This window comes from Escherichia sp. MOD1-EC6819 (assembly GCF_002965765.1).
Lineage (GTDB): Bacteria > Pseudomonadota > Gammaproteobacteria > Enterobacterales > Enterobacteriaceae > Escherichia > Escherichia ruysiae.
On the sequence record NZ_PTRG01000001.1, the window covers coordinates 90,145 to 115,240 of the forward strand.

Annotated in this window: 21 protein-coding genes; 8 read left to right on the forward strand and 13 right to left on the reverse strand. The window is 53.7% G+C overall.

Annotated features, from left to right (window positions below; translation table 11 throughout):
- Positions 1 to 11 precede the first annotated feature (11 nt).
- The 4 genes from A7Z06_RS00425 to gltP all read left to right on the forward strand — a co-directional run bounded on the left by A7Z06_RS00425 (position 12) and on the right by gltP (position 4,354).
- A complete protein-coding gene (locus tag A7Z06_RS00425) occupies positions 12 to 1,730 on the forward strand; it encodes a heme lyase CcmF/NrfE family subunit (RefSeq protein ID WP_105279302.1) in 1,719 nt (572 codons plus the stop codon).
- The gene (gene nrfF / locus A7Z06_RS00430; protein ID WP_001032546.1) at positions 1,723 to 2,106 is read left to right on the forward strand and encodes a heme lyase NrfEFG subunit NrfF; all 384 of its coding nucleotides are present in this window, start codon (positions 1,723 to 1,725) and stop codon (positions 2,104 to 2,106) included. The genes A7Z06_RS00425 and nrfF overlap by 8 nt, the downstream gene beginning before the upstream one ends.
- The gene (gene nrfG / locus A7Z06_RS00435) at positions 2,103 to 2,699 is read left to right on the forward strand and encodes a heme lyase NrfEFG subunit NrfG (RefSeq protein WP_000812885.1); all 597 of its coding nucleotides are present in this window, start codon (positions 2,103 to 2,105) and stop codon (positions 2,697 to 2,699) included. The genes nrfF and nrfG overlap by 4 nt, the downstream gene beginning before the upstream one ends.
- A gap of 341 nt (positions 2,700 to 3,040) precedes the next feature.
- On the forward strand, positions 3,041 to 4,354 hold the full coding sequence (gene gltP, locus A7Z06_RS00445; RefSeq protein WP_000789605.1) for a glutamate/aspartate:proton symporter GltP: 1,314 nt from the start codon (positions 3,041 to 3,043) through the stop codon (positions 4,352 to 4,354).
- 307 nt (positions 4,355 to 4,661) lie between these two features.
- On the opposite strand, the gene yjcO is transcribed toward gltP, so the two are convergent.
- From yjcO to yjcS, 7 genes are all read right to left on the reverse strand, one after another.
- Positions 4,662 to 5,351 carry a Sel1 family TPR-like repeat protein YjcO gene (yjcO, locus tag A7Z06_RS00450; RefSeq protein WP_000719884.1) on the reverse strand — a complete coding sequence of 230 codons (690 nt, stop codon included), beginning with the start codon at positions 5,349 to 5,351 and terminating at the stop codon, positions 4,662 to 4,664.
- Between the two features lie 93 nt (positions 5,352 to 5,444).
- Positions 5,445 to 7,592, reverse strand: a complete 2,148-nt coding sequence (gene fdhF / locus A7Z06_RS00455; RefSeq protein WP_077629703.1) for a formate dehydrogenase subunit alpha — start codon at positions 7,590 to 7,592, stop codon at positions 5,445 to 5,447.
- Positions 7,593 to 7,789: 197 nt separating this feature from the next.
- Positions 7,790 to 9,256 carry a multidrug efflux transporter outer membrane subunit MdtP gene (mdtP, locus tag A7Z06_RS00460; RefSeq protein ID WP_000610617.1) on the reverse strand — a complete coding sequence of 489 codons (1,467 nt, stop codon included), beginning with the start codon at positions 9,254 to 9,256 and terminating at the stop codon, positions 7,790 to 7,792.
- A complete protein-coding gene (gene mdtO / locus A7Z06_RS00465) occupies positions 9,253 to 11,304 on the reverse strand; it encodes a multidrug efflux transporter permease subunit MdtO (RefSeq protein WP_001275237.1) in 2,052 nt (683 codons plus the stop codon). Before mdtO ends, mdtP begins: the two co-directional genes overlap by 4 nt.
- A complete protein-coding gene (mdtN, locus tag A7Z06_RS00470) occupies positions 11,304 to 12,335 on the reverse strand; it encodes a multidrug efflux transporter periplasmic adaptor subunit MdtN (RefSeq protein ID WP_000446395.1) in 1,032 nt (343 codons plus the stop codon). The genes mdtO and mdtN overlap by 1 nt, the downstream gene beginning before the upstream one ends.
- 18 nt (positions 12,336 to 12,353) lie before the next feature.
- Positions 12,354 to 12,629: a YtcA family lipoprotein gene (locus A7Z06_RS00475; RefSeq protein ID WP_010344852.1), complete on the reverse strand. Its 276-nt coding sequence runs from the start codon at positions 12,627 to 12,629 to the stop codon at positions 12,354 to 12,356.
- A gap of 208 nt (positions 12,630 to 12,837) precedes the next feature.
- Positions 12,838 to 14,823: an alkyl sulfatase YjcS gene (gene yjcS / locus A7Z06_RS00480; protein WP_010344854.1), complete on the reverse strand. Its 1,986-nt coding sequence runs from the start codon at positions 14,821 to 14,823 to the stop codon at positions 12,838 to 12,840.
- A gap of 290 nt (positions 14,824 to 15,113) precedes the next feature.
- Between yjcS and A7Z06_RS00485 the strand changes: the two genes are divergently transcribed.
- Complete coding sequence (locus tag A7Z06_RS00485) at positions 15,114 to 15,821, forward strand: response regulator transcription factor (protein WP_000805926.1); 708 nt, start codon at positions 15,114 to 15,116, stop codon at positions 15,819 to 15,821.
- Here A7Z06_RS00485 and A7Z06_RS00490 read toward each other — a convergent pair.
- From A7Z06_RS00490 to A7Z06_RS00505, 4 genes are read right to left on the reverse strand one after another with little or no spacing between them, the layout of a single operon-like run.
- On the reverse strand, positions 15,818 to 16,819 hold the full coding sequence (locus tag A7Z06_RS00490) for a carbohydrate kinase family protein (protein ID WP_000970595.1): 1,002 nt from the start codon (positions 16,817 to 16,819) through the stop codon (positions 15,818 to 15,820). The genes A7Z06_RS00485 and A7Z06_RS00490 overlap by 4 nt on opposite strands.
- A 60-nt stretch (positions 16,820 to 16,879) precedes the next feature.
- Positions 16,880 to 17,821 (reverse strand): ABC transporter substrate-binding protein, encoded by a 942-nt coding sequence (locus A7Z06_RS00495; protein ID WP_001237473.1) that lies wholly within the window; start codon positions 17,819 to 17,821, stop codon positions 16,880 to 16,882.
- Positions 17,822 to 17,851: 30 nt separating this feature from the next.
- On the reverse strand, positions 17,852 to 18,826 hold the full coding sequence (locus tag A7Z06_RS00500) for an ABC transporter permease subunit (RefSeq protein ID WP_000213467.1): 975 nt from the start codon (positions 18,824 to 18,826) through the stop codon (positions 17,852 to 17,854).
- Entirely contained in the window at positions 18,823 to 20,343 is a 1,521-nt protein-coding gene (locus tag A7Z06_RS00505; protein WP_001089396.1) for a sugar ABC transporter ATP-binding protein, read from the reverse strand. Before A7Z06_RS00505 ends, A7Z06_RS00500 begins: the two co-directional genes overlap by 4 nt.
- A gap of 113 nt (positions 20,344 to 20,456) precedes the next feature.
- On the opposite strand from A7Z06_RS00505, the gene A7Z06_RS00515 reads away from it, so the two are divergent.
- From A7Z06_RS00515 to yjdP, 3 genes are all read left to right on the forward strand, one after another.
- On the forward strand, positions 20,457 to 22,721 hold the full coding sequence (locus A7Z06_RS00515) for a hybrid sensor histidine kinase/response regulator (RefSeq protein ID WP_000940968.1): 2,265 nt from the start codon (positions 20,457 to 20,459) through the stop codon (positions 22,719 to 22,721).
- Between the two features lie 112 nt (positions 22,722 to 22,833).
- Positions 22,834 to 23,466: an N-acetyltransferase gene (locus A7Z06_RS00520; protein ID WP_000636711.1), complete on the forward strand. Its 633-nt coding sequence runs from the start codon at positions 22,834 to 22,836 to the stop codon at positions 23,464 to 23,466.
- A gap of 68 nt (positions 23,467 to 23,534) precedes the next feature.
- Positions 23,535 to 23,864: a DDRRRQL repeat protein YjdP gene (gene yjdP, locus A7Z06_RS00525; RefSeq protein WP_000806200.1), complete on the forward strand. Its 330-nt coding sequence runs from the start codon at positions 23,535 to 23,537 to the stop codon at positions 23,862 to 23,864.
- Between the two features lie 63 nt (positions 23,865 to 23,927).
- Here the strand turns inward: yjdP and yjdN are convergent, their stop codons facing one another.
- A complete protein-coding gene (yjdN, locus tag A7Z06_RS00530; protein WP_001131294.1) occupies positions 23,928 to 24,371 on the reverse strand; it encodes a VOC family metalloprotein YjdN in 444 nt (147 codons plus the stop codon).
- A 239-nt stretch (positions 24,372 to 24,610) separates the two neighbouring features.
- Entirely contained in the window at positions 24,611 to 24,946 is a 336-nt protein-coding gene (locus A7Z06_RS00535) for a zinc ribbon domain-containing protein YjdM (protein ID WP_001300891.1), read from the reverse strand.
- Positions 24,947 to 25,096: the final 150 nt, after the last annotated feature.

The window sequence follows — 25,096 nt, forward strand, 5'->3', positions numbered from 1 at the left end:
AGAGGTGGTTTCTGGACGTATTCCTTCCTGAAGTCGGTTTTCTGGCGTTGTTGTTAAGTCTTGGGGTCAACGTGTTGACCCCGTTGACAACCTTCGCGGGTGTGCGGTTGCGCTGGCCTGCGATGATGCGGCTCACCAGCATCGGCATTCTGGCGCAGTTCGCGCTCCTGCTGCTCGCCTTTGGCGTGCTGACGTATTGTTTTCTCACCAGCGATTTTTCGGTCATTTATGTCGCCCAACATAGTTACAGCCTGCTGTCGTGGGAACTTAAACTGGCGGCGGTGTGGGGCGGCCATGAAGGTTCGTTGCTACTTTGGGTGCTGCTACTTTCCGCCTGGAGCGCGCTGTTTGCCTGGCATTATCGGCAGCAAACCGATCCGTTATTTCCGCTGACGTTAGCCGTTTTATCTCTCATGCTCGCCGCGCTGCTACTGTTTGTGGTGCTGTGGTCCGATCCCTTTGTACGGATATTTCCGCCAGCAATCGAAGGCCGCGATCTCAATCCGATGCTGCAACATCCCGGTCTTATCTTTCATCCGCCGCTGCTCTATCTCGGCTATGGCGGTTTGATGGTGGCGGCGAGTGTGGCGCTGGCGAGTCTACTGCGCGGCGAGTTTGATGCGGCCAGCGCCCGAATTTGCTGGCGCTGGGCGTTACCTGGCTGGAGTGCATTAACGGCGGGGATCATCCTCGGTTCCTGGTGGGCCTACTGCGAACTGGGCTGGGGCGGCTGGTGGTTCTGGGATCCGGTGGAAAACGCCTCTTTATTACCCTGGCTTTCTGCCACTGCGCTGCTGCACAGTTTGTCCCTGACACGCCAGCGGGGGATTTTCCGCCACTGGTCGCTGTTACTGGCGATAGTTACTCTGATGCTGTCGCTGCTGGGCACCTTAATTGTCCGTTCTGGCATTCTGGTTTCGGTTCATGCGTTCGCGCTGGATAACGTCCGCGCCGTGCCGTTGTTCAGCCTGTTTGCACTGATTAGCCTTGCGTCTTTGGCTCTGTATGGCTGGCGAGCGCGGGACGGTGGCCCGGCGGTGCGTTTTTCGGGGTTATCGTGGGAAATGTTAATCCTCGCTACGCTGTTGCTGTTTTGCGCAGTGCTACTGATCGTGCAGGTGGGAACGCTCTACCCGATGATTTACGGCCTGCTGGGCTGGGGACGCCTCTCCGTTGGCGCGCCGTATTTTAACCGCGCGACGTTACCGTTTGGTCTGTTGATGCTGGTGGTGATTGTGCTGGCGACGTTTGTCTCTGGCAAACGCGCGCAGCTTCCGGCGCTGGTAGCTCATGCGGGCGTGCTGTTATTTGCCGCCGGGATCGTGGTCTCCAGCGTCAGCCGTCAGGAGATCAGCCTGAATTTACAGCCGGGTCAGCAGGTGACGCTGGCAGGATACACCTTCCGTTTTGAGCGCCTCGATCTACAAGCCAAAGGTAATTACACCAGCGAAAAAGCGATAGTGGCGTTATTTGACCATCAGCAACGCATTGGTGAACTGACACCGGAGCGGCGTTTTTACGAAGCACGTCGTCAGCAAATGATGGAGCCGTCAATTCGCTGGAACGGCATCCATGACTGGTATGCGGTCATGGGTGAAAAAACCGGAGCGGATCGTTACGCTTTTCGTTTGTATGTACAAAGCGGTGTGCGCTGGATCTGGGGGGGAGGATTGTTGATGATTGCGGGCGCATTGTTAAGCGGATGGCGGGGGAGGAAGCGCGATGAATAAAGGACTTCTCACGCTACTGCTGTTATTTACCTGTTTTGCGCGCGCTCAGGTTGTAGACACCTGGCAATTCGCCAATCCGCAACAACAGCAACAGGCGTTAAATATTGCCAGCCAGTTACGTTGTCCGCAGTGCCAAAATCAGAACTTACTGGAATCCAACGCGCCGGTGGCAGTCAGTATGCGCCATCAGGTTTACAGCATGGTGGCGGAGGGGAAGAACGAAGTCGAAATCATTGGCTGGATGACCGAACGCTACGGAGATTTTGTTCGCTATAACCCACCGTTAACGGGTCAGACGCTGGTGTTGTGGGCGCTGCCTGTGGTGTTGTTACTGCTGATGGCACTGATCCTCTGGCGAGTGAGGGCGAAGCGATGAAACAGCCCAAAATACCGGTGAAAATGCTGACAATACTCACGATTTTGATGCTATTTCTCTGTGTCGGCAGTTATCTGTTAAGCCCAAAATGGCAGGCGGTACGTGCGGAGTATCAGCGTCAGCGCGATCCGCTACATCAGTTTGCCAGCCAGCAAACCCCGGAAGCGCAGCTTCAGGTATTGCAGGATAAAATCCGCGCTAATCCACAAAACAGCGAACAATGGGCGTTACTGGGCGAGTACTATCTGTGGCAAAACGATTACAGCAATTCGCTGCTGGCGTACCGTCAGGCGTTGCAACTACGTGGTGAGAACGCTGAACTGTATGCGGCGCTGGCGACGGTGCTTTATTACCAGGCCAGCCAGCATATGACCGCCCAGACTCGCGCAATGATCGACAAAGCCCTCGCGCTGGACGAAAACGAAATTACCGCCCTGATGCTGCTGGCTTCCGATGCGTTTATGCAGGCGAATTACGCGCAAGCCATCGAACTATGGCAAAAAGTGATGGATCTCAACTCACCCCGGATCAACCGGACACAGCTGGTCGAGTCGATTAATATGGCGAAACTGTTGCAGCGGAGATCGGATTAATCATCTGGTGATGAAGATTATGTTATTGAGCTGCATAAAAAATAATCGAATGAACATATGGCAAAAATAATCACCAATCAGTATTATTGCAGATTAAACAAATAAAAATCTTTCCATAACAAATGGTTATTCATTAATCCTGCCATAAACTCGCGTTATTATGCATTAATGCAGCGAAAAGCTCTGTTGTTAAAGGGTTGCGCAACATACCGCGCAAATGATACTGATCATAAGCGTTAAAAAAATCTACAAACCAACGCAACACAATTCATGCCCTGGCAGTATGTCACGTTCTCGCGTTTCTGAACGGGGAACGGTGCTCCATTGAGGAAGTCATTCATATGAAAAATATAAAATTCAGCCTGGCCTGGCAGATTCTGTTTGCTATGGTGCTGGGCATTCTCCTGGGAAGCTACCTGCACTACCATAGCGACAGTCGCGAATGGCTGGTCGTCAATTTGCTCTCTCCGGCGGGTGATATCTTCATCCACCTGATCAAAATGATTGTTGTGCCGATTGTGATCTCCACGCTGGTGGTAGGTATCGCGGGTGTTGGTGATGCCAAACAGCTTGGGCGTATTGGCGCGAAAACCATTATCTACTTTGAAGTGATCACCACCGTCGCCATCATTCTGGGGATCACTCTGGCAAACGTCTTCCAGCCCGGTGCCGGGGTGGATATGTCGCAGCTGGCGACCGTCGATATCTCGAAATATCAGAGCACTACGGAAGCGGTACAAAGCAGTTCCCACGGCATTATGGGCACGATTTTGTCGCTGGTGCCGACGAACATTGTGGCGTCGATGGCGAAAGGCGAAATGCTGCCGATCATCTTCTTCTCGGTGCTGTTTGGTCTGGGGCTTTCCTCCCTGCCCGCGACGCATCGTGAACCGCTGGTGACCGTGTTCCGCTCCATCTCTGAAACCATGTTTAAAGTGACTCACATGGTGATGCGTTATGCACCGGTGGGTGTGTTTGCGCTGATTGCGGTGACGGTGGCTAACTTTGGTTTCTCTTCTCTGTGGCCACTGGCGAAACTGGTGCTGCTGGTGCATTTCGCCATTCTGTTCTTCGCGCTGGTAGTGCTGGGAATTGTGGCGCGCCTGTGCGGGTTAAGCGTCTGGATCCTGATTCGTATTCTGAAAGATGAGCTGATTCTGGCGTACTCCACTGCCAGCTCTGAAAGCGTACTGCCGCGAATTATTGAGAAGATGGAAGCCTACGGAGCACCGGCGTCGATCACCAGCTTCGTGGTGCCGACCGGTTACTCCTTTAACCTCGATGGTTCGACGCTGTATCAAAGTATTGCCGCTATCTTTATCGCGCAGTTGTATGGAATTGACCTGTCTATCTGGCAGGAAATCATTCTGGTGCTGACGCTGATGGTGACCTCGAAAGGGATTGCTGGCGTGCCTGGCGTGTCGTTTGTGGTGCTGCTGGCAACGCTGGGTAGTGTCGGTATTCCGCTGGAAGGTCTGGCGTTTATTGCCGGTGTTGACCGTATCCTCGACATGGCGCGTACCGCGCTGAACGTGGTGGGTAATGCGCTGGCTGTGCTGGTCATTGCCAAGTGGGAACACAAATTTGACCGCAAAAAGGCGATGGCCTACGAACGTGAAATGCTGGGCAAATTTGATAAGACTGCGGATCAGTAATTGAAGATTGCCGGGGGGTATATCCACCCGGCAATGTATGGATGCCTGATGCGACGCTGTCGCGTCTTATCAGGCCTACGCCAGACAGAGCAATAGCCTGATTTAGCGTGATTTTGTAGGTCGGATAAGGCGTTTACGCCGCATCCGACATCAATGCCTGATGCGACGCTTGCCGCGTCTTATCAGGCCTACGCCAGACAGTGCAATAGCCTGATTTAGCGTGATTTTTGTAGGTCGGATAAGGCGTTTACGCCGCATCCGACATCAACGCCTGATGCGACGCTTAACGCGTCTTATCAGGCCTATCTTAACCGTTGGTTAATTTTTCAAACTCTTCACATCCGGTATCAAACCCTTCCATACAGCTCAGGTTCAACCAATGCAGCGCCTTTTGTTTGTTCTTCTCGATAAAACCCTCTTCACCGTTTAAGAACATCATCCCCGCCCAGTACTCGGAATAACCGGTACGGGAAATCGCGGAGCTGCGTTTGAAATACCAGGTTGCTTTGTCGTCGTCAGCCGTGATGCCTACGCCGTTGGCGTAAATCAAGCCAAGCAGCATCTGGGCATCAACGGCGGTATCATTCTCTAAATCTTCCGAGGCGTTTTCTAACAGCGAAATCGCCTTCGGATAATCTGGTTTACCCGCCTGGCTATTAACCAGAATATGCGCCAGCGTCACTTCACCTTCTTTACTGCCCGCCTGCGCTGCTTTCTCGGCGAGCACTTTTGCTTGTGGATAGTCCAGACTGACCGGATTGGTGATTTTGATCTGCGCTAACAGCGCGCAGGCATCAGCATCACCGCTGTCGGCGGCTTTCTGTGCCCAATATTCGGCTTTGCTCAAATCGCCGGAGCTAAACCAGCTGTCGGCAAGAAAATATTGTGCGCGTCGATCCCCGGCCTCTGCTGCCTTTAAATACTGGCTGCCAGGCTCGGAGTCGTTCGCGTGGGCAAAGAATGTCAAAAACAACATCAATGCGATAATTTTTTTCATTTTGATAATACGATTGGGTAGGGAGTAACCAGTATAAAGAGTTCGAATGGATAAAAAAACAGCCTCCGAAAGGAGGCTGTAAGAGGGACTGATTTACGCCAGTGCCGCTTCGCGCAGGCGAGTTTTCAACTTGTTGTACTCGTCAATCACGTACTGCTCGGCGGCGCGCTGATCGGCGATCGGCTCGACGCGCACGGCGCAGTATTTGTACTCCGGCGTTTTCGTAATCGGGCTTAAGTTCTCGGTAACCAGCTCGTTACAGGCACCAATCCACCACTGGTAAGTCATGTAAATCGCCCCTTTGTTCGGACGATCGCTGACCTGCGCACGGGTGATAATTTTGCCTTTACGCGAGTGCACCCAAACCAATGCCTCATCTTCAATACCCAGACGTTTGGCGTCTTCGGTATTAATTTGTGCGTAGCCAGGTTCATCAGCCAGCGCCGCCAGCGCCGCACAGTTACCAGTCATCGAACGACAAGAGTAGTGACCGACTTCACGCACCGTTGACAGCACCATCGGGTACTCGTCGGTGAGTTTGTCGATTGGCGCTACCCAGTCGCAGGTGAAGAACTGCGCCAGACCGTTCGGGGTATCAAACTTCTCTTTAAACAGATAAGAAGTCCCCTGATCGGCATCTGAAGTATCGCGGCAAGGCCACTGAATGAAGCCCAGTTCGCCCATTTTCTCGTAAGTCGCACCGTAGAAATCCGGGCACAGATGACGCAACTCATCCCAGATCTCCTGGGTGTTGTTGTAGTGCATCGGATAACCCATACGGGTGGCGATTTCACTGATGATTTGCCAGTCCGTTTTCAGATCCCATTTCGGTTCAACTGCTTTGAAGAAACGCTGGAAGCCACGGTCAGCCGCAGTAAACACGCCTTCATGCTCGCCCCACGAGGTTGACGGTAAAATAACATCCGCCGCCGACGCGGTTTTGGTCATAAAGATGTCCTGAACGATGACCAGTTCCAGATCTTCAAAGGCTTTACGTACTGCCGACAGTTCCGCGTCCGTTTGTAGCGGATCTTCGCCCATAATGTACGCCGCACGGACTTCGCCATGCGCTGCGCGGTGCGGCAGTTCGCTGATGCGATAACCGGTATGGGCCGGCAGGCTTTCCACGCCCCAGGCTTTGGCGAATTTCTCGCGGTTAGCCGGATCTTTCACGTACTGATAGCCCGGATACGTATCCGGCAGCGCGCCCATATCGCAGGCACCCTGCACGTTGTTCTGACCACGAACCGGGTTAACGCCCGCATGTGGCTTACCGAGGTTACCGGTCAGCATCGCGAGGCTGGTCAGAGAACGCACGGTTTCCACGCCCTGATAGAACTGGGTAACACCCATGCCCCACAGAATGGATGCGCTTTCGGCCTGGGCATACATCCGCGCCGCCTGACGAATCTCACTGGCGCTGACGCCGGTGATATCTTCAACCGACTCCGGCGTGTAGCCTTCAACGATTTTACGATACTCTTCAAAGCCTTCTGTGCGAGAAGCGACGAACGCTTTGTCGTACAGATTTTCTTCAATAATGACATGGCCCATCGCATTCAACAGCGCGATGTTCGAGCCGTTTTTCAGTGCGATGTGCATGTCAGCAATGCGCGCGGTTTCAATTTTGCGCGGATCGCAGACGATAATTTTCGCCCCGTTACGTTTAGCGTTAATTACGTGATTCGCCACGATTGGGTGGGAATCTGCCGGGTTGTACCCGAAAACGAACACTAAATCGGTATTATCAATTTCGTTAATGGCATTGCTCATTGCGCCGTTACCGACCGATTGGTGCAGACCTGCAACCGATGGGCCGTGTCAGACGCGAGCGCAGCAGTCAACGTTATTAGTACCAATAACGGCGCGCGCAAATTTTTGCATTACATAGTTGGTTTCGTTACCCGTACCACGCGAGGAGCCGGTCGTCTGGATGGCATCCGGACCGTACTTCTCTTTGATGGCGCTCAGGCGCTCGGCAACGTAATTCAGTGCCTCATCCCAGGAAACAGGTTCGAGTTTGCCGCCACGCTGGCGACGGATCATGGGGGTTTTCAGGCGCGGGGTCAGGATCTGGGTATCGTTAATGAAATCCCAGCCATAATAACCCTTCAGACACAGAGTACCCTGGTTGGTTTTCCCCTGCGCTGCCTCCGCCCGGACGATTTTGCCGTTATCGACGACCAGGTTGATTTTGCAACCTGATGCGCAATATGGGCAAACCGTGACGACTTTTTTCATCGGTCTCGCTCCAGTTAATCAAATCACGCATACGCGCTCTCGACTACAGTATGCATCTTTTATGCCACATTTTATTTGGGGACATTCCTTGATATTACGGGCACTATTTATTCAAAACTCTGACGAAAAACAGGCTGTCGTCAGTTTTGACGTGACGAAACGAAATACCGCGTGACAGCCATCACGCGGCAGACATTTTATTTTTTCTCGATGCCGGGAGCCGCCTGATACCCGCCGCCCAGCGATTTCATCAACTGAATGCTTTGGATCACGCGGCGGCTATCCAGCATCAGTAATGACATCTCTTCGGCAAGCACCGGCAATTCGGCTTCGGTTGCCTGTAAGCGGCTGGTTAAACCGCGCTTGTAGGCGGCGTCGGCGGCGCGCTGGGTGAAGCGGGTCGCTTCTACGCGTTCTGCCTGCATCTTCCGCTCGTCATTCAGCGTTTGCAGACGCGTGCCATTGACTGCAACGTCGCGCACTGCGTTCAGCACGGACTGGTTGTAACGTTCAATCATCATGTTGCTGGCGGCACGAGTGCCTTCGAGATTGGCATTCAACCGTCCACCGTCAAACAGCGGCAATTTCAGGCCTGGAATGAAGTTGAACTGGCGACTGCTTTTTTTGAATAAGGTATCCAGGTGGATGGAATCCAGGCCGAAAAACGCTTTGATATCAAAGCTTGGGTAGAACAGCGCCCGCGCGGAATCCACCTGATTTAATGACGCCTGAACATACCAGCGCATGGCTTGCAGATCCGGACGTCTGGCGAGCAACTCATAAGAGAGTGTCGCCGGAATGCCGGTCTGTACCTGTGGTAACGCCACTGGTTTGATCTCCGGCATATCGCTGGCGCCCGCGCCAGTCAATGCGCGCAGAGATTCTCGTGTTTCAGTGATTTGCCCTTTGACGGCAGCAATTTGTTTATCGACCGCCAGAATCTGCGCCCGCGCGCCGTGGAACGGTACTTGCGCTTCCAGGCCGTGCGCCACTTTGCTCTGATGCGCTTTCACCGCGTAATCAATCACGCTGCGGGTTTGCTCTAACAGATCGAGCATCTGGTAGCTGGCCTGCATACTGTAATAAAGCTGCGCTACGCCTGTAGTGAGCGACAGTTCCACTGCCGCAGTTTCTGCCAGCGCGGCGTTATGCGCGCCAATGGCGGCGGCAACCGCTGAGCGATGTACGCCCCATAAATCGAGATCCAGTCCAGCAAATAAACCTACGGTGGCTTCGGTGTAGTACGGACCATCCATTCCCAGTGCGGGCGCATCCATCGCATAAGGGCTTAAAAAGCCGTTGGCAGAGACGCGCTGGCGGTTGAGCATCCCTAACGCCGCCACCTGCAATTGTGAACCAGCATCTAACAAATCTGCCTGCGACTGCGCTTTTTCTTCCCGCAATTTCGCTTCGGCGAGGGTGTGAGAACCGCTTAACGTCCGTTGGATCAGCGCATCCAGTTGTGGATCATTAAACTGTCTCCACCACTGCGCTTGCGGCCAGCCGGAACTGGCAAGATGAATATCATCGGCAAGTTTGATCTGCTCTGGTTTAAGCTGTTGATGAGGGGCTGAATCCTTACGCACTAACGCACAGCCGGAAATCAGCGTCGTGCTGCCGAGAATGCTGCACAACAACAAGCGTGAAAGTTGACGATTGATCATTGAGTGGCTCCTTGTGCCTGTTCCGTGGCGGGCGTTAATGCCGGGGCTGTCCAGTCTGGCAAGCGGGCGATGAGCTGACAGACGTGTTGCTCCTGTTTTAATAAGGTGGGCAGGATGGCCTGCGAGGCGGGTATCTCTTCAAGCGTTATTTGAGGAGAACGGCTGAGCGCGGTTGCCAGACCGGCAGCGTATTTCTCCAGTGCGTCGGCAAAGTGGCTGGCTCTGTCCGGCTGGAGCGCGTGATCCAGCGCCTGAGCCGAGTTCCAGGTGGCATCCCAGGCGTGAAGAATGTCGCGTCCCTGACGAATAACTGTTTGCGAGCGTTCAATCAGTAAGGCGCGTTCATCGCCGTCCAGTTGACGTTCAAGCGCCACGCGTTGGCACATTTCTTCACAGGCATTAAACGCCGCATGTAGACCTATACGAATTTGCAGATAAGTGCGCAGAGCCGTGACTTCCTGCTGGCGCGGGATACGCATCAGTTTGCTTAACATACCCAGCGCGCCAGCCAGTTTTTGCGGCAGTGCACGCGCTTCGCTTTCAGGCCAGACAAAGGTGTAAATCACCGCCGATACCGCCGTACCGATAAGAATGCCGATGGCACGATCGCGTATTTCCACCAGGTCGTAAACCGGACCAAAGACGTTTTCGAGCGTGGCGAGAGCAAAGGTCACCACCATCTGCGTGCCGATATAAGAAGAACGCTCAGAGCTGGTGGCGAACCACGCGCCCACCAGGAAAATCGGTGCCAGTACGAGCAGCAATTCGACAATGTTGTCCAGCCATGGCATGACCAGTAGCGTAAACAGCAACGCCAGAATTGCACCACAAAAAGCTCCGCCAAAACGTAGCGCCATCTTCTGGTACGAAGAACCGATATTGGGGTTAGCGACGATCACGCAGGTCAGCATACAGGTGTGAATGCCTTCCCAGTCCACGCCGCTGTAGAAGGTGTAACAGATCAAACAGGCCAGCAGCGTTTTTACCGCGTAACGCATATAGTCCGGATTAGTAAAGGCATCGGCGACCATTGACGGCGGTTTGGCGGCGGGCGTTGGCGGCGTGTGCGGGTCCATCTGACCAAGCTGTAACAGTGTCTGGCAAATATTCTCCAGGTTACATTCCCGTGCCGCCATCGCTTCATCTTCACTAAGCCGCCAGTCGCTTTGCCAGCACTGCCCTTTGGCAATAGCATGTTGCAGCTTGTTGATTTCAATGGCTAATTTTTGCCGAAACTCAATGATCGCCTGCGAATCAGCAAAAGAGGTGGGATCGTAGCGATTCAGCGTCGAGTAAATGTAGGTTACCGTTGCCACGCAGCTTTGCCACCATGCATTATGGGTTCGCCAGTCGGCGTCGTCCGCGAGGCAAAAGACATTCAGTTTTTGCAGCGCCAGCGCCTCTCTTTCAATCCGCGTTTCGGGTAGCGGCGCAAGGCTTTCTGTCAGGTGACGTACCGCGTCATCAAGCCGATCATTAAGCGCCTGATGCATCTGCGTAATAGCGCGGCTGGGAAACCACAGCACGCCGATTAACGTCATCAGCAAGGTTGGATAGAGGCCGACAACGATACACCACAGCGTTAAGCGCACGACCACTTCCGGATAGTCGAGCATGGCGGGGAAGGTTTGCCCGTAAATGGCGACAATGGCGACGGCGAAAAAGACCAGTCCCAGCCGATGGGTGCGCATCAAAAACATGCAGCCCATCAGGACAGGACCTGCGATGATCAATCTGATCAACGGTTCGCCGTATGACCATTTGTAGATCAAAAACAGGCTGCCGATCTCCAGCACCGTGGCAACCACAAACAAGATCGCCACAAATTTGGTGTAAAACGCGTTCGACTGAATACCGTAAAACAGCACCGCTAGTGATAACGCCACGAAGGGGATCTCGAAGGTCATTGAGATCAGAATCACCAGCAGGCAGCCTACCCAGAGCTGCACGGTCTGCGGCACACGACCAGGTCGCCGCTCGCTTAACTCTTCATGAAAGAACGCCAGCAGCCTGACCACCGGTAATGGCAGGGAGTTGAGCGCGCTCATTATTGCGGCTCAAGATTAGCGACTGCCGACGCGCCAATACGGAACATTTCCGGGTCAGGTTTATCGACCATGATTTTGACCGGAAAACGCTGGGCAACGCGAACCCAGTTAATAGAGCGAGACACTTTCGGCAGGCCGCCCAGCACCAGACCGCCGTCATCCGGCAGCACGCCGTAGCCAATGGAATCCACTTTACCCTCGAAGGTTTTGCCGCTGTCGCTCATCAGGCGAATCGTCGCAGGCGTACCGGCATGAATATTTTTCAGATCGGTTTCGCGGAAGTTGGCGATAACGTACCAGTGACGAGTGTCGATTAGCGTGAAAATAGGGCGCATGGCAGAAGCAAATTGCCCAACCGAGGTTTTGAGGGAAATGACCCGACCATCAAACGGCGCGCGGACGGTTGCCATTTCCAGATGCAGTTTGGTTAGCGCGATATCCGCTTCCACCGCCGCACGTTGGGCGACCAGCGCATCGACGCCGCTGACGCCGCTGGCGGCTGACTGCGCCTGTAACAATACGGCATTAAGATCCGCTTCTGCGGCGCGCTGCGCCGTTCTTGCACGGTCAACGTCTTCCGCTGAGACAAAACCTTCTTTCAGTAATGGCTCGGTGCGGCGTAATGTATCTGTGGCCTGTTTCGCGGCGGCACGGGCTTTTTCTACCGTGGCATTAACCGAGTCGGCACCAAACTGTTGCGCGTCAACGCTACGCTGGGTGAGCATAATTTGCTTATCCAGCGCCGCGAGGGAGGCTTCGGCTTTCGCCAGATTCGCTTCGTATGGGCGAGGGTCGATGCGGAACAGCAAATCGCCCTGTTTGACTGCCTGGTTGTCTGTGACTGCCAGTTCCACAATACGACCGCTGACTTCCGGCACTACATCGATGGTATCGGCAGAAGCATAAGCGTCGTTGGTTGATGGCGCACTGTCTACGCGCCAGATAACGAAAACGAGGGCAACAAGCGCCAGCGCAACGACCAGCAGGGCAGGGATCTTACTGCGAGGAGCTTTTTTCGGCGTACTTTCCATGAGCGCATCTCAAATAGATTAGAAAAATGCCAGCCAGAACAGCATGGCGTAGAGAGCAAAAAGGGCGGTATAAATAATTCCGACAAATGCCAGATTGATATTTGCCCTCTGAATAATTCGCCTCGTGATGAGTGTCACAATAAGGCTGGCAATAGCGCAGAAAAACCAGCTGGGATAATAAGCGCCAATCACCGGGATCGCCGGAGATAATGAGCATCCCGAAACCATGATGACGGGAATTATCCAGGCTGCTTTTTTGAATTGCATCACCATGCGAGAGAGAACTGTTGGCATAATAAATACATCCTGTCTGCTGCGAACAATATCTGTAGTGAATATCAATATCCATTGAAGGCGTCAGTATGGCTATTTTCTTGATGAATAAAAATAGCTTTATTCAGCCACCGCATTCATAACTTATATATATTGTGTATTAATTTTCTGTATGTATTTTTAATATAAATACTTTCGGGGGCTTGAATGCCCCCGAAAATGAGTGGAATTAATTCGGGGTTACAATATTCACCCACAAATCGAAATTATCCAGACAAGCAATAATTTCTTCCAGTTTCGCACCATTGCCAATAATTTTGGCTTTCTTCGCTTTTACCAGATCCGCCATTTTTGCCTGTCCGGTCAGCACGGCGTGCAGATCTTCACGGCTAATGTAGAAGGACGCATTGGCTTGCGGTTGCAGCGTTTTACGGTAGTTAAGCACGCTATCGTTCAGGGTCAGGTTGAGGTTATCGCCGTTACTCATATTGAAGTTCAGGCTGATGTTCTTCCCGGCGGCTTTTTCGCTATCGAGGCGAACAGCCATAAAGTCGAACAGCATTTCGACCGACATCCCGCGAATGGTATCCGGGGAACCGGTGGTGCCGTGGCTGAACTTATGTACCCCTTCGCGCAGCTCTTTCGCGCCAGTCAGGTAGAAACCGCGCCAGGTGGCTGACTCCGCCTGATAACCAAGCTGTTCAAAGTTATTGGCTTGCAGATTCTTCGCCACGTGGTCGCCCGGATTGGCGGCAATCACCTGTTTCAGTAACTCTGCCGACCAGCGATAATCTCCCTGCTTGTTTGCTTCTTGCGCCAGGCTGATGACGCGTGCGGAACCGCCCAACGCCTGTACATAACGTTTACCCATCTCCACCTGACCATACGGATGCAGGTTTGCCGGGTTACCGTCGTAATAGCCGAGGTAGAAGTTATATACCGCACGGGCGTTGTGGCTGACAGAACCGTAATAGCCACGGCTGGCCCAGTTATTGGCAAGCGCAGGTGGCAGCTTAATCATGTCGCCGATTTCATTCATGGTGTAGCCCTGGTTTGCCAGGTGCAGGGTCTGGTCGTGAATGTACTTGATAGTATCGCGATATTTACCAATATAATCATTGATATGCTTATTGCCCCATACCGGCCAGGTGTGCGGCATAAACAGGACTTCCGCTTCGTTACCCCACATATCCAGCGTTTCGTTCAGGTACTCGGTCCATTTGCTGGTATCGCGGGTTTTCGCGCCGCGCAGAGTGTAGAAGTTGTGCAGGGTATGAGTGGCGTTCTCGGCGGTACACAGGGCTTTCAGTGCCGGAATATAGAAGTGCATTTCCGCTGGCGCTTCGCTGCCTGGGGTCATCAGGAAGTCAAACTCCAGGCCGTCGATAATCATCTTCTCGCCAGTTCTGACGATCGTTTTGGTTGGCGCAATAATGCTTGGGTCACCGGTTGCCAGCGTCACGCCAAGGCCATTACCCACGTTACCCTGCGCGTTGTGCGGCAGTAACAGGCCGTAAGAGTAGAGCGCACGGCGGCTCATAATGTTACCCGCCAGTACGTTTTCACTGATGGCTTCGTCCATAAATCCAGCAGGGGCAATCACCTGCACTTTGCCCGATTTAACATCGGCTTCAGAGATAATACCTTTCACGCCACCATAGTGGTCAGTGTGGCTGTGGGTGTAGATAACCGCAACAATCGGTTTTTGCGGACGATGCTGGAAGTAAAGGTCAAGGGCGGCTTTTGCGGCAGGCGGCGTTACCAGCGGGTCGATAACAATAATGCCTTTCTCGCCTTCCACGAACGTAATGTTGGAGATGTCCTGACCACGCACCTGATACATTTTATCGGTGACTTTGAACAGGCCAGAAATACCGTTGATCTGTGACTGACGCCACAGGCTGGGGTTTACGGTTTCCGGCGCAGCGGCATTAATATCAAATTTGTAATCGTCTGCGCGGTAGTAAACTTTACCGTTCGCATCACGCAGAATACCTTCGTTCAGCAGCGGAGCGATAAATCCACGCTGGGCATCGTCAAAATCCTGACGATCGCTAAACGGTAATGATTTGGCGTAATTCTGATTAACCTGTTGCGTATATTGGGAGGCGGCTTTCGCTTCCTCTTTCGCGTAAGCGGTATTTACCATCATGCCGCTGGCGGCGGTTAACGCAATAACAATCCTGCTCAAACGGAATAACCGAGAGTTATTCATATAAATCTCCATTTATCATTTGTGTCGTAAATATGTAATCCATGCAAAATACGTCATTTAAAGCTGGCGATATCATAATTGGGAAACGACGACTTTAATAAACGGAAGTGTGAGCGGAACGAGCCATTTTATTAGGCATTTGTGCTGAAGGTGAAAAAGTACGGCATATCTATTAACAATATCAATAATGTGACATGAATTATATTTTCATTATATATATTGCTTTCCTCTTTCACTTCGCCAGGAAGTACGCACAATGATTAATCAGGTGAATAATGCGGAGTGTAACCATGAAACCCGTGGTGCTGGTGGTGGATGATGACGCAGCTATCTGTGCACTGTTGCAGGACGTGTTAAGCGAACATGTCTTTACGGTTTCAGTCTGCCATACCGGACAGGCGGCAATATCGTGTATTGAAGGCGATCCTGATATTGCGCTGGTGGTGCTGGATATGATGTTGCCTGATACCAACGGCCTGATGGTATTACAACAACTACAGAAAATGCGTCCTGCATTGCCGGTGGTGATGCTGACCGGTCTGGGCAGTGAGTCTGATGTGGTGGTCGGGCTGGAAATGGGCGCGGATGATTACATCTGCAAGCCATTTACCCCACGGGTAGTGGTCGCGCGACTAAAAGCGGTGTTACGGCGCGTTGGCGTGCTGGCGGTCAATGAGGAGAAAAATGCCGGGCTGTCATTTAATGGCTGGTATCTCGATACCACACGCTGCCAGCTACACAATCCGCGACAGCAACTTGTTGAGCTGACTCAGGGCGAATATTGCTTGTTGCTGGCTCTGGCACAAAACGCCCGTCGGGTATTGAGCCGTGAGCAGTTGCTGGAGTTTACCCATAGTGACAGCATAGAGGTGTTTGATCGCACCATCGACGTATTAATCATGCGACTACGACGCAAAATCGAACTGAACCCGCATCAGCCAATGTTGATTAAAACTCTGCGCGGTCTGGGTTATGTCTTCGCTGCCGACGTGCATTAATCCGACATTTCTGTTTGCAGCTCTTCCAGTGTTTTTGCCCCGTCGATGGCGTTGGCGCATAACAGGCTCGCGCGTGCGCAGGCATGTGCCAGTTTGATGCTCTCGGTAAGCGTCCAGCGTTCGTGGCAGCCATACAAAAATCCGGCACAAAACGCATCACCCGCGCCGACGCTACCGATAATCTCGCGCGGTTCTAATTTCCGTGAGGGTATCCACATGCCGCCCTGTTCCGGCGTCTCTCCCCATGCGCCTTCCGCGCAGTGAATCACCACGCGCTGGCGCACGCCCGCATCTAACAGTTCGCGCGCGGCGGCGGCAATATGCGCGATATGTGGCTCGCCGTTAGGCAAACGAATCTCCAGCCCGCTAAATTCCCCAGCCTCCAGTTCGTTAATCACCAGATAATCCAGATGACGCAACGCGGGCAATACCAGCGGCTGATAGCGCGGATCGCCCTTGCGGGAAACCAGATCGAGACAGGTTTCATAGCCAGCGTCATGCATCTGCGCCAGCAGGCGGGCGCTGCGAGTGCCATAAACATCGTCTGGCATATCCAGGCTTTCGAGCAACAGCAGATAACCGAGATGGAAGATTTTCATGCTGCTATCAAGCTGGTCGAACGCCGGAAGATCCAGCAGCCGGTTAGCGCCCGGTGAATGGAAAAATGTGCGCTGTCCGCTGGGATCGGTCATCACCTGCGACATCGACGTCGGCGCAAAAGTGGTGCGCTGCACATGCTGGCGGTTGACGTGATATTGCTCCAGCATCGCCATAATGTAATCGCCATCGCTGTCCTGACCGATTAGCCCGACCGCCTGCAAAGGCAGCCCGGCGCGCATTTTCGCCAGCGTCAGCAGGACGTTAAGCGGCGCGCCGCCGGTGGAGCGTTCGCTGTGGGTGATCTCAGCCAGCCAGCCGCGCTCCGGCCACTGGATAATCTGGTGGACGTGGTCAACCAGCATATTTCCTGCTGCGATAATACCTTTACGTTCCATCATGCCCGCTCCTGGATTAGCTAATGCGCTGTCGCCGGGCAGCGTCGCCGCCCGGCTTCGGACTTATTTCACCGTCCAGCCTTTGTAATTGCCGACGTTGTCTTTGTCGATCATCGTCACCGGGATCAGCACCGGCTCTTTCGGCGCGGGTTTGCCCTGCAAAATGTCATAACCGATCTCGACGGCTTTCGCCGCCATCACCTGTGGGTCTTGTGCGGGAGTCGCGACAAACAACGAGTTCTCACGTTTCAGCGCCTCTTCGGCGTCCGGGCTACCATCCACGCCAACAATAAAGAACTCGTTACGTTGCGCCTGTTTTGCTGCCAGATCGGCGCCGATCGCGGTGGGATCGTTAATCGCAAACACGCCGTCGATCTTCGGATTCGCCGCCAGCAGCCCGGTCATCACCTCCAGCCCGCCTTCACGACTGCCCTTGGCGTTTTGGTTGTCAGAGAGCTCCTTGATGTCAGGATGGCGTTTAAATTCGGTCTGGCAGCCTTCGACGCGGTTCTGCACGGCGGACACCGGCGGCCCGTTGATGATCACCACGTTGCCTTTGCCTTTCAGGCGATCGGTGATGTATTTACAGGCCATTTCGCCCGCCTGGGTGTTATCGGAAGTAATGGTGGCGTCGGCACCTTCTGCCGCTACGTCAACCGCCACCACCACGATCCCGGCGTCTTTCGCCCGTTTTACCGCCGGGCCGATCCCTTTTGAATCGGCAGCGTTAAGGATGATCATATCGACGTTAGCGGCGATAAAGTTGTCAATTTGCGACACCTGCTGGCCTAGATCGTAGCCGCTGGAAACCAGCGTCACTTTGACGTTATCGCCTGCCAGTTTACGCGCTTCCAGCTCCGCGCCTTTGGTTATCTGTACGAAGAACGGGTTCGCCAGGTCGCCTACCGTTACGCCTATCGATTTCAGTTCTTTCGCCTGGGCGAACGGTGCCGCAGCCAGCAGCGCGCCTGCACAGAGCGCGGTCACTAAGGGCTTCAATCTCATACTGTATTCCTCATGTGTAGGGTATTGTTGTTATGCGCTTTGATGATGTCGGGTACGGTATTTGTCGATCAGCACCGCAATGATGATCACCGCCCCTTTGATCACCAACTGCCAGAAGTAAGAGACGCCCATTAAGGTCATGCCGTTGTTGAGCGTGGCGATAATCAGCGCGCCGACCAGCGTGCCGGTGATGGTGCCGATCCCGCCAACAAAACTGGTGCCGCCGAGGATCACCGCCGCAATGGCGTCCAGTTCGTAACCCATGCCTAAGTTGCCGTTGGCGCTGTATAGCCGCGAGGCGCTCATAATCCCGCCCAGCCCTGAAAGCAGGCCGCTCATGCCATAAACAAACAGCAGCACCAGCCAGACCTTAATGCCGGTAAGACGCGCCGCCTGCATATTGCCGCCGACGGCGTAGATATGAACGCCAAGTGTGGTGCGGCGCAGAATAAACCAGCACACCACGATCACCGCCAGCGCAATCACCACCAGCCACGGGACCGGCCCGAGATAGTTATTACCTATCCACTCGAAATTAATGTTGGAGTTGATGACCGTGGTGCCGTCTGCCAGCAGATACGCCGCCCCGCGTAGCGCCGTATAGGTGCCGAGCGTGACGATAAATGGCGGCAATCCGGCAAAGGCCACCAGTGCGCCGTTGAACAACCCCAGCAGCAGGCCGAGCATCAGCGCCGCTGGAATCGACAGCATGGCGAACTCCGGGCTAAGGGAGACGACCATTGCCGCCACCGCCGTGGTGCCGAGAATTGAACCTACAGAAAGATCGATCCCGCCGGTCAAAATGATGAAGGTCATTCCTGCCGCCAGCACAATGTTGATCGACGCCTGGCGGGTAATATTCAGCAGGTTACTTTCGGTAAAAAAGTTTGGCGCGATAAAGCCAAAAACCGCCACGATCAGGATCAGAATCGGCAAAATGCCGACCGTTTGCATCAGATCGCTCATTAACATTTTTTTGGCAGAGGTCTTTGCAGATGTCGTCATGAGCGCACCGCCTGGGAATGGGCGTCGTTGACGCCGGTCGCTAAGGTCATAATGTTTTCCTGGGTGATGTTGTTGCCGTTTAACTCACCGGCAATGCTGCCTTCGCGCATTACATAAACGCGATCGCTCATCCCGACTATCTCCGGCAGTTCGCTGGAGATCATCAGGATCGCCACGCCCTTGCGCGCCATCTCGTTCATGATCCGGTAGATCTCGCTTTTTGCGCCGACATCCACGCCGCGCGTGGGTTCATCGAGCAGTAAAATGCGTGGGTCAATCGCCACCCAGCGGGAGATCAACAGTTTTTGCTGATTACCGCCCGAAAGCCCACCTGCTCGCACCTGGGCATGAGGCACGCGGATGTTGAGCAACTTAATGGCGTCATCGGAAATGGTTTGTGCTTTTTTGCGATTGAGCATCCCCCAGCTGGCATCGCGCTCCAGGGTTGCCATGGTGATGTTTTCGGCTGCCGCCATTTCAAGGAACAATCCCTGTTCTTTGCGGTTTTCGGTGAGAAAACCAATGCCAAGATCGATGGCTTCGCGCGGGGAGTGGATCACCACCGGTTCGCCATCGACTTCAATCATTCCGCCTGTCGCTTTCCGCACGCCGAAAATTAACTGCGCCAGTTCGGAACGTCCGGCGCCCACCAGCCCGGCGAGGCCGACAATTTCGCCGGAACGCACCAGCAGGCTACTCGGCTGGACTTTGCCGCCGTCGGTCAGGTGGTGAACGTTCAGGCGGGCTTTGCCGAGCGGGATATCGCGCTCTTTATTGAACAGATCGCTCAGCGGCCTGCCGACCATCATCCGCACCAGTTCCCCGGCGTTGAGATTGTCGCGGGTCAGGCTGCCAACGTATTGCCCGTCACGCAGCACGCTGACGCGATCGGAAAGCTCATACACTTCTGCCATGCGGTGGCTGATGTAGATAATCGCCATCCCTTCATCGCGCAGTCGCATAATCAGTTCAAACAGGCGGTGAGTTTCGCGGGAGGAGAGGGCGGCGGTAGGTTCGTCCATCACCAGAATGCGGCTGTTGCGATGCAACGCGCGGGCGATTTCGACCTGCTGTTGCTCGGCGATGGTCAGCGTCATGACTTTATCGCTGGCGTTAAACTGCGCGCCGAGGCGGTCGATCACTTTTTGCGCCTGCACCAGCATCTCTTTACGCTGCACCAGCCCGCCGTGGGAAAGCTCGCTGCCGAGGAAAATATTTTCTGCCACCGTCAGATTCGGTGCCAGCTGCATCTCCTGATAAATCAGCGTAATACCGGCGCTTAAGGCATCTTTCGGTGTGCGAATGTGAAAGGGCTTGCCGTCTATCAGGATCTCGCCGCTGGTGGCGGTATACGCCCCCGCCAGCACCTTCATCAGCGTGCTTTTTCCGGCGCCGTTTTCCCCCATCAGGGCATGGATCTCGCCAGGGTAAACCGTCAAATCCACCCCTTTGAGCGCGTAAAATTTGCCGAAGGCTTTGGCAATATTGCGCATCTCCAGAACTGGCGTGCTGTTCATGGCGGACTCCTGCGAGGTTGTCGATATCAGCACTCCATCACAGGAAAGTAAATGCAAAATGTCAGAAGCCGTTCATATTTGTCATATTGCGATTTTTCTTTACGGAGCGTGATATGGCGCACCCCGGACGTCACTTTTTTGCCAGCGCGCGCGGGCGGTTGCTGCTTTTAAATTTGCTTGTGGTGGCGGTGACGCTGATGGTCAGCGGCGTGGCGGTAATGGGCTTTCGTCATGCCAGCCAGATGCAGGAGCAGGTGCAGCAGCAAACGGTGGATGATATGACCGGCAGCCTGAATCTGGCGCGCGACACCGCAAACGTGGCGACAGCGGCGGTGCGATTATCACAGGTGGTGGGGGCGCTGGAATATAAAGGTGAAGCCGAGCGATTGCAGGAGACACAGCGGGCATTAAAAAGCTCGCTTGCACAACTGGCGAACGCGCCTTTAGCACAGCAGGACGCCGGGCTGGTGGCGCGAATCATCCAGCGCAGCAATGAACTGCAAACCAGCGTCGGCGGAATGCTGGAGCGGGGGCAAAGGCGACATCTGGAGCGTAACGCGCTGTTAAGTTCGCTATATCAAAACTTAAGTTATCTGCGGCATCTGCAAAAAGTCACTTACGCGGAAGATGATCTTTTGCTTAACGAGATGAACCGGCTGATCGTTGCCGCCATTGCCACTCCAGCACCGCAGGCGATTATTCATCAACTGGTTGAAGTGATGTCTGCGCTGCCGACTCATAGTGATACGCCGTTAGTAAATACGCTACTTACTGATTTCAATGATGAACTACGTAAACTCGCGCCGCTTTCGGCGTCACTGGAGCAAAGCGATCTGGCGATTAGCTGGTATATGTTTCACATCAAAGCTCTGGTGGCGATCCTTAACAGCGATATAAACCATTATGCCGAACAGGTGGCGATGCTTTCCGGTCAGCGGGTAGCACAAAGTTACCAGGATCTGCGCTCCGGCGAGAGGGTGATCATGATTTTTGCCCTGTTAGCGGTGGTGATCACCGCATTTGCAGGTTGGTACATCTATCGCAATCTCGGCTCAAACCTGACGGCGATTTCCCGCGCCATGAGCCGTCTGGCGCACGGTGAAGCAGACGTCAGCTTTCCGGCGTTACAGCGGCGCGATGAGTTAGGTGAACTGGCACGCGCCTTTAACGTCTTCGCCCGTAATACCGCATCGCTTGAGCGGACGTCACGGCTGCTGAAAGAGAAAACCACGCAGATGGAGATTGCCCAAACCGAGCGGCAGGGGCTGGAAGAGGCGCTGTTGCATAGCCAGAAACTAAAAGCGGTCGGGCAACTGACGGGGGGACTGGCGCATGATTTTAATAATCTGTTGGCGGTGATTATTGGCAGCCTGGAGCTGGTGAACACGGACTCGCCCGACGCGCCGCGAATACAACGGGCGCAGCAAGCCGCCGAACGTGGCGCGCTACTAACCCAACGGCTGCTGGCGTTTTCCCGCAAGCAGTCCTTACATCCACAAGCCATTGAACTGAAAACATTACTGGAAGAGTTAAGTGAATTGATGCGCCACTCCTTACCGACAACGCTGACGCTGGAGATTGAAGCACAGTCTCCGGCGTGGCCTGCGTGGATTGACATCAGCCAACTGGAAAACGCCATCATCAACCTGGTGATGAACGCTCGTGATGCGATGGAAGGGCTGACGGGAACCCTCAAAATCCGCACCTGGAACCAGCGTGTCACCCGTAGCGGTGGGCAGCGTCAGGACATGGTGGCTCTGGAGGTTATCGATCATGGCTGTGGAATGTCGCAGGAGGTGAAAAGCCAGGTATTCGAGCCGTTCTTTACCACCAAACAGACGGGCAGTGGCAGCGGGCTGGGCTTGTCGATGGTCTATGGTTTCGTGCGTCAGTCCGGCGGGAGGGTGGAAATCGAAAGCGCGCCGGGGCAGGGAACGACAGTCAGACTACAGCTTCCCCGTGCGTTGTTGGCGGCGAAAAATGTATCGTCAGCGGTGGTAGAACAGACAGCCGTCAGCGGCGATAAGCTGGTGTTGGTGCTGGAAGATGAAGCTGCAGTACGCCAGACAATCTGCGAACAGTTGCACCTGCTGGGCTATTTGACGCTGGAAGCCAGCAGCGGCGAACAGGCGCTGGATCTGCTGGCGGCATCAGTGGAAATCGATATTTTTATCAGCGACTTAATGCTCCCAGACGGTATGAGCGGCGCAGAAGTGGTCAATGCAGCACGCAAACGCTACCCACACCTGACGCTGCTGCTCATCAGCGGTCAGGATTTACGCCCCAGCTATAACCCCGCGTTGCCAGAAGTGGCGCTGCTGCGCAAACCTTTTACCCGCGTGCAACTGGCGCAGGCATTGGGGCAAATTGAGGGATGATTTTCAGAATTTATCAAGAGGCCTGGAGCAAACGTGCTGTTATTGTGAGCAATTCTGCTCTGAATGGGATATAAAAGGAATTATGTCAGTACTGACAAGAGGCGATTCACATATGATCGTGATGCCAACCACCTATAGCCCAATGACGGTTGCTCGTTCTTTTCGCGTGGTGGAAGAGATCGAGCTTTCCGGGCGTCTGTTACAGGTGATTTATGACAGCCAGACGCCAAGAGCGGCCATCATTGAAGCGGACATTGAAGTTTTTGCAGGCGTGCCACGTCATCGGGTACTCGCCGCTCTCGACCTGCAGCGTAAAAAAGAGTTCGGCAGCGATATTATTGCCGTTGAACGCTGGTGGGAAGACTCGGATCTGGTACAAGTGGAAGGTATCTGCGTCTCCCCAGGTGAACGTGATAAAGGTCTGGCAACGCGACTGTATGAAGCGTTAATCCTGCAATGCGGAATCACACTCATCAGCGATTTTGATCAGTATGATGGCGGGAAGATGCTCTGGCAGAAGATCGCGCGCGAGTCCGATCAGATTTCGGTGTTTATATTAGACACTGAACAAGAGACATTTTGGCCTTACGATGGCACGAAAGTGATCTACGATGGTGGCTGCATTCCGGAAGAACGTATCTGGAGTATTTCTCCGGATCAAAAATGTCATAGCATTGTGCTGGTGGCGGAAAATAAACGGCGAGCTATCCAGCTAATGGAAGAGTCTGCGCCTTACCGTATTTGAGATTACTCCGCTACTCCGGTTATTCACACTCAACTAACGTTAAGCCAGTCCATCACAGAGACTGTCTTATGAAACCTTACTCCACGCTCTTTCTTTTCACCCTGCTCACGCTGACCACCGTTCCGGCTCAGGCCGATATTATCGACGACACGATTGGTAATATTCAGCAGGCGATTAACGACGCTTATAACCCTGACCGTGGGCGTGACTATGAAGATTCGCGCGACGACGGCTGGCAGCGTCAAGTGAGCGACGATCGTCGCAGACAATATGACGACCGCCGCCGCCAGTTTGAAGATCGCCGCAGGCAGCTGGACGACCGCCAGCGCCAGCTTGATCAGGAGCGTCGGCAGCTGGAAGATGAAGAGCGGAGAATGGAAGATGAGTATGGGCGGTGATGTTGGGTATGGGGCAGGCATCGCCCCTCCCCCTAATTCTCCCCATCAGCTATTAAAGCCCGGCTATTGTGTTGACTGCTGCTTAACGACATTAATCATCCACGGCACTCCAAATTTATCGGTAACTTTGCCGAAGCCATGTGCCCAGAAGGTTTCCTGCCAGTCCATTTCGATTTTTCCGTTGGCGGCAAGGTTGTCAAACCAACGTTTCCCTTCCTCGACCTGTTGCGAATCGAGCACCAACGTAAATCCGGAGTAGTTGGCTTTTCCTGACGGTATGGCATCGCTCATCATGATGTCGCTTCCGGCAATGCGCACGTTAGCATGGGCGATGGCAGTATCGGGAAATTGCATCCCTGAAGGACAACCTTCGGAGCTTTCCTGCGCGGGTTTCGGCATTTCCCCAAAGCTGATTTTATAGAGCAGTTCCGCATCTAACGTGCGTTGGTAATAGGCTATGGCGTCGGCACAGTTACCGGCAAAAGAGATATAGGGGCTTAACGGCATGATGGTGACCTCAGTTAAGAGAAGTCAGTTAAGTGTAGTTTGAATTTTGTACAGATGAAGAGTAGGCCTCATAAGACGCGCAAGCGTCGCATCAGGCATTGGCACCGTTGCCGGATGCGGCGTAAACGCCTTATTCCGGCCTACGGATGGCGCGGGAATTTGTAGGCCTGATAAGACGCGCAAGCGTCGCATCAGGCATTTGGCACCGTTGCCGGATGTATCGCACCCGGCATTCGAAATCAATTCTTTTTCACAAACTCAGATTTCAGTTTCATCGGACCAAAACCGTCGATTTTGCAATCGATGTTATGGTCGCCTTCAACCAGGCGGATGTTTTTCACTTTGGTGCCGATTTTCAGCATCGAAGAGCTACCTTTCACCTTCAGATCTTTAATGATGGTAACGCTGTCGCCGTCAGCCAGCAGGTTGCCGTTAGCATCTTTAACGATCAGCTCGTCGCTTTCCTGCGCAGGTTCAGCGTCGTTCCATTCGTAGGCGCATTCCGGGCAGATGTACATGCCGTTATCTTCGTAGGTGTATTCGGAGTTGCATTTCGGGCAGTGTGGTAATGACATGTGGATTTCCTCAAAAGTCAGCAGGGCAAAAGCGCCAAAAAACGGCAGATTGCCGAAAAAGGCCGCAATTATACACAAAATCCCTGAGTTTGTCGGGGGTACTGCTGATTTTAGTCGACGATCGTTTTCATTTGAAAGACAACGCAAAAA

What these genes read in the sequence shown, in the direction of transcription:
- nrfF (WP_001032546.1), top strand. Translation starts at nt 1,723, where the DNA reads ATGAATAAAGGACTTCTCACGCTACTGCTGTTATTTACCTGTTTTGCG.
- nrfG (WP_000812885.1), top strand. Translation starts at nt 2,103, where the DNA reads ATGAAACAGCCCAAAATACCGGTGAAAATGCTGACAATACTCACGATT.
- gltP (WP_000789605.1), top strand. Translation starts at nt 3,041, where the DNA reads ATGAAAAATATAAAATTCAGCCTGGCCTGGCAGATTCTGTTTGCTATG.
- yjcO (WP_000719884.1), bottom strand. Translation starts at nt 5,351, where the DNA reads ATGAAAAAAATTATCGCATTGATGTTGTTTTTGACATTCTTTGCCCAC.
- mdtP (WP_000610617.1), bottom strand. Translation starts at nt 9,256, where the DNA reads ATGATCAATCGTCAACTTTCACGCTTGTTGTTGTGCAGCATTCTCGGC.
- mdtO (WP_001275237.1), bottom strand. Translation starts at nt 11,304, where the DNA reads ATGAGCGCGCTCAACTCCCTGCCATTACCGGTGGTCAGGCTGCTGGCG.
- mdtN (WP_000446395.1), bottom strand. Translation starts at nt 12,335, where the DNA reads ATGGAAAGTACGCCGAAAAAAGCTCCTCGCAGTAAGATCCCTGCCCTG.
- A7Z06_RS00475 (WP_010344852.1), bottom strand. Translation starts at nt 12,629, where the DNA reads ATGCCAACAGTTCTCTCTCGCATGGTGATGCAATTCAAAAAAGCAGCC.
- yjcS (WP_010344854.1), bottom strand. Translation starts at nt 14,823, where the DNA reads ATGAATAACTCTCGGTTATTCCGTTTGAGCAGGATTGTTATTGCGTTA.
- A7Z06_RS00485 (WP_000805926.1), top strand. Translation starts at nt 15,114, where the DNA reads ATGAAACCCGTGGTGCTGGTGGTGGATGATGACGCAGCTATCTGTGCA.
- A7Z06_RS00490 (WP_000970595.1), bottom strand. Translation starts at nt 16,819, where the DNA reads ATGATGGAACGTAAAGGTATTATCGCAGCAGGAAATATGCTGGTTGAC.
- A7Z06_RS00495 (WP_001237473.1), bottom strand. Translation starts at nt 17,821, where the DNA reads ATGAGATTGAAGCCCTTAGTGACCGCGCTCTGTGCAGGCGCGCTGCTG.
- A7Z06_RS00500 (WP_000213467.1), bottom strand. Translation starts at nt 18,826, where the DNA reads ATGACGACATCTGCAAAGACCTCTGCCAAAAAAATGTTAATGAGCGAT.
- A7Z06_RS00505 (WP_001089396.1), bottom strand. Translation starts at nt 20,343, where the DNA reads ATGAACAGCACGCCAGTTCTGGAGATGCGCAATATTGCCAAAGCCTTC.
- A7Z06_RS00515 (WP_000940968.1), top strand. Translation starts at nt 20,457, where the DNA reads ATGGCGCACCCCGGACGTCACTTTTTTGCCAGCGCGCGCGGGCGGTTG.
- A7Z06_RS00520 (WP_000636711.1), top strand. Translation starts at nt 22,834, where the DNA reads ATGATCGTGATGCCAACCACCTATAGCCCAATGACGGTTGCTCGTTCT.
- yjdP (WP_000806200.1), top strand. Translation starts at nt 23,535, where the DNA reads ATGAAACCTTACTCCACGCTCTTTCTTTTCACCCTGCTCACGCTGACC.
- yjdN (WP_001131294.1), bottom strand. Translation starts at nt 24,371, where the DNA reads ATGCCGTTAAGCCCCTATATCTCTTTTGCCGGTAACTGTGCCGACGCC.
- A7Z06_RS00535 (WP_001300891.1), bottom strand. Translation starts at nt 24,946, where the DNA reads ATGTCATTACCACACTGCCCGAAATGCAACTCCGAATACACCTACGAA.